Below are 3,506 nucleotides of genomic sequence, written 5' to 3' on the forward strand. Positions count from 1 at the left end.
GCGGTCACAGCACGACCTCCTTCAAGGCAGCCGCCTGGGCGGTGGGGAGAGAGATCCGGCCGTCCGGCGCGTCGACGCCGAACAGCGTATTGTGCAACTGGCCGAGACCGATGGCGGCCGCGCCGATCAGCGCGGCGCGCGCGCCCAGCTCGCCGGCCTCGACGGTGACGGGGTAGGGGAAGCACAGCGGCATCAAGTCCTTGACGCGCGAGAGGATCTCCGGCCTGAGGCCGATCGAACCTCCCAGTATGACCTTCTCGGGATTGGCGACGGCGGCGATCGCCGCAATGCCTTGCGCCAGGTAACGCGCCGTTTCGTCGAGCACGGTAATCGCCGCCTTGTCGCCCGTCGCCGCATTCTCGAAGATCGCCGGAACCGCGACCTGGGCGCCGGTCAGGGACCTGTAGCGTTCGGTCATCGCGTGCGTCGCCACCGCTCGCTCGAAAGCGCCGGTGCGCAGCGATTCAGCCGCGAACGGATCGGCGCCGATCGGCATGAATCCGATCTCGCCCGCCGCATGGGTGGCGCCGCGCACCAGATGCCCGCCCAGCATCAGGCCGCTGCCGACGCCGGTGCCCAGCGCGATATAGGCAAGATTGTCGATGCCCTGGCCTTGGCCAAGCCAATTCTCGCCGAGCACGGCGAGATTGACGTCGTTCTCGATCATCACCGCGACACCGAGCGCCTTTTCGAAGGCGTCGAGGACATTCATGGCGTCGAAGCCGGCAATGTTGGGCGCAAGCAGGATGCGGCCCGTCGCGGGGTCGGGCGCGCCCGGCGCGCCGATGACGGCAAGGCGGATCTTCTTGCGGGGAATGCGCTCGCGGGCAGCCGCCTGGAAGGCAAGCGCCGCGATCTGGTCGATGACGAACTGGCCCCCGCGCGGATCGGTCGGCGTCGCCGCCTCGGCGAAGATCTGGCAGGCGAGGTCGGTCAGCGCCACCCGCACCTTGGTGCCGCCCAGGTCGACGGCGATGATGTAGGCGGCGTCGTGGACGAGCTCATAGGTGACGGCGGTGCGGCCGACATGGCCGCTGGTGCGGCCCGTCTCCTGCACCCAGCCTTCCTGCTCGAGCCCGCGCACGATCTCCGAGATCGTCTGCTTTGACAGGCCGGTGAGCTTCGAGATCGAGGCCCGCGAGATCGGTCCGCCCTGGACGATCGCCTCCATGACGGAGCGCTGGGAGAACTGGCGGGAAATACGCGGCAGGTCGCTCACATGCGCCTCGATTAATTCGTTCTGTCACCGAACTTATTAGTGAAACGACGTCTTGTCAACGATCACGTCGCATTGTCGGAGACCGCAAACGGAAGGGGGTGATTTACTGGGGCGCCAGCTGCTGCACCGACCGGGCAACCGCGGCGAAATCAGGATTGCTCATAGGTCGGCCGGCGGAAGCGAGCGATCAAGCCGGTCCCGAACACGCGCGTGCTGGGTGGTCAGCGAGTCGAGCCAGCCTCAGTTCCTGTCGACCGGCTTGGAGCGCATCCTCGACACCGTCTCACGCTCCGCCCGCTTGGAGCGCAGCGGCGGCAGGCCGCGATCGACGAGGTCCATATCTTCCAGCGCCATGTCGCCCATGCGCTTGAAGGCGACGTCCAGCGCGCCGGCGCGGTGCGCGGAGCGCAGGAAGCCGGGGAGGGCTCGCACGGGATGGTCCTTGGGCAGCGGCTCTTCCGGGAACACGTCACTTGCGGCGACGATGTGGCCGCTCTTCACCGCTTGCATCAACGCCTGGAAATCGACGACGCCGGCGCGGCTGAGCAGGATGAAGGCGGCACCCTGGCGCATTTTGGCAAAAGAGTCGGCGCCGAGAAAACCCTGGTTCTCGCTGGTGACGGAAGCGACGACGAAGACGAAATCGCTTTGCGACAGCACCTCGTCCAGCGAGGCCGGCTCGACGCCATTGTCGACCAGGATCGACGGCGGCAGCCACGGATCGTAGACCTTGGTGCGGGTGCGGAAGCCGGTCAGCAGGCGGTTGAGCGCACGGCCGAGGTCGCCGAAGCCGATGATGCCGACATCTGCGCCGGAGAGAAGCCGCGCGGTCTGGTTGCCGTCGCCGCCCCAGAGTTCCTTGCCCTCGCGAAAGGCGAGATCGGCATCGACGATGTTTCTGGCCAGATTCAGCGCCATTGCCAGGCCGAGCTCGGCCACCGGTTCGGCAAAGACAAGACCGGTGGTGACGACATGGATGCCGCGCGCGAACAGCGTCTCATAGGGCATGTTGTTGAGGAGGTTGGTCTCGACGTTGAAGATGCAGCGCAGCGCCGTCATTTTTTGCAGCGTTTCCGAGGCGATGGGCGGCTGGCCAACGATGTAGCGCGCTTCGGCCAGCACATCCGGCGGCAACTTTGCGATGCCTTCCGGCGTGGTCTCGACAATGCGATAATGGCTGCGCAGGCGCGCCAGTTGCGGCGGAGTGAAGATAAGGTCTAGCGTGCGCGGTTCGGGCACGCTGATCACCAGCGGCAAGGTCTTGTCGGACATGATTTTCCTCCCGGGACACGATTGGATCGCGTCAATCACATCTTCGAGTCTTATCCACGATGAAACGATTTACAAGAACGAAAAATCGATTTATCGGTTAGAATAGCAAGGCAGAAAATCGACTGCATGCCCTCGGGAGGAGGTCAATGGCGCAACAGGGACCCCGGCAGAGGCGTCCGTCGATCCACGACGTGGCAAGCCATGCCGGCGTGTCCGCGGCCACTGTCTCCAAGGTGCTGGCCGGTGTCACCACGGTGAAGCCCGAAAATGCGCAGCGCGTCCTCGATGCCGTCGAGCGTCTGGCCTATCGCGTCGATCCACTAGCTTCCGACATGCGCAGGGCCAAGCGCCGCATCATCGGCGCCATCATGCCCGAGTTTGAAAGCGAGTTCTTCGGCCAGATGGTCACCGAGCTGGAGGGCCTTGCCGAGCAGCGCGGCTACACGCTGGTCGCGGCGTCGAGCCGTGAATCGGAAGCGCGCGAGAAGGAGATCCTGGCCCGCATGCATGACTGGCGCGTTGCCGGCGTGGTGCTGGCGCCGGTGCGCAACGAGCACGGGCCGGCGGCCGCCTTCATGAAAGCCAACGGCATGACCGGCGTGCTGATCGACCGCGTCTTGTCCGACGATGCTTTCGATACCGTTTCAGCCGACAGCGCCGCCGCCAGCGCCGAGGTTGCGCGGATGCTGGTCGGCAAGGGCCACAAGCACATCCTGATCATCGGTCTCGCCGAAGGCGCGGCAACCGTGCGCGCTCGCCTGGAGGGTTTTCGCACCCAGGCGCTGGCGCTCGACCCGTCCATCCGCATCGACGTGATCACGTCGGAGGTCAGCGTCGAGCCGCTGCGATCGTCGCTGCGCGATTATTTCGGTCGGGGCGAGCGGCCGACCGCTGTCTATTCGCTGCTGCTCAAGGGCACGCTTGTGGCGCTGTCCGAATTCCGCCGGCGCGGCTGGCATTGCCCGAACGACATCTCGCTGGTCGGCTTCGACGACGCCGAATGGATGCAGGTGAC

General features: G+C 65.7%; 3 protein-coding genes. 1 reads left to right on the forward strand and 2 read right to left on the reverse strand.

The genetic code is table 11. The features are described 5' to 3' along the window. Positions 1 to 4 precede the first annotated feature (4 nt). On the reverse strand, positions 5 to 1,219 hold the full coding sequence (locus tag EOA28_RS29095) for an ROK family transcriptional regulator (protein WP_127386432.1): 1,215 nt from the start codon (positions 1,217 to 1,219) through the stop codon (positions 5 to 7). Positions 1,220 to 1,459: 240 nt separating this feature from the next. Further along, a complete protein-coding gene (locus tag EOA28_RS29100) occupies positions 1,460 to 2,491 on the reverse strand; it encodes a hydroxyacid dehydrogenase (protein WP_127252452.1) in 1,032 nt (343 codons plus the stop codon). Positions 2,492 to 2,637: 146 nt separating this feature from the next. Here EOA28_RS29100 and EOA28_RS29105 point away from each other — a divergent pair. After that, on the forward strand, positions 2,638 to 3,506 hold an 869-nt coding region (locus EOA28_RS29105; protein WP_148670915.1), incomplete at its 3' end, for a LacI family DNA-binding transcriptional regulator.

Origin of the sequence: Mesorhizobium sp. M2A.F.Ca.ET.067.02.1.1 (assembly GCF_004023285.1) — a bacterium.
Lineage (GTDB): Bacteria > Pseudomonadota > Alphaproteobacteria > Rhizobiales > Rhizobiaceae > Mesorhizobium.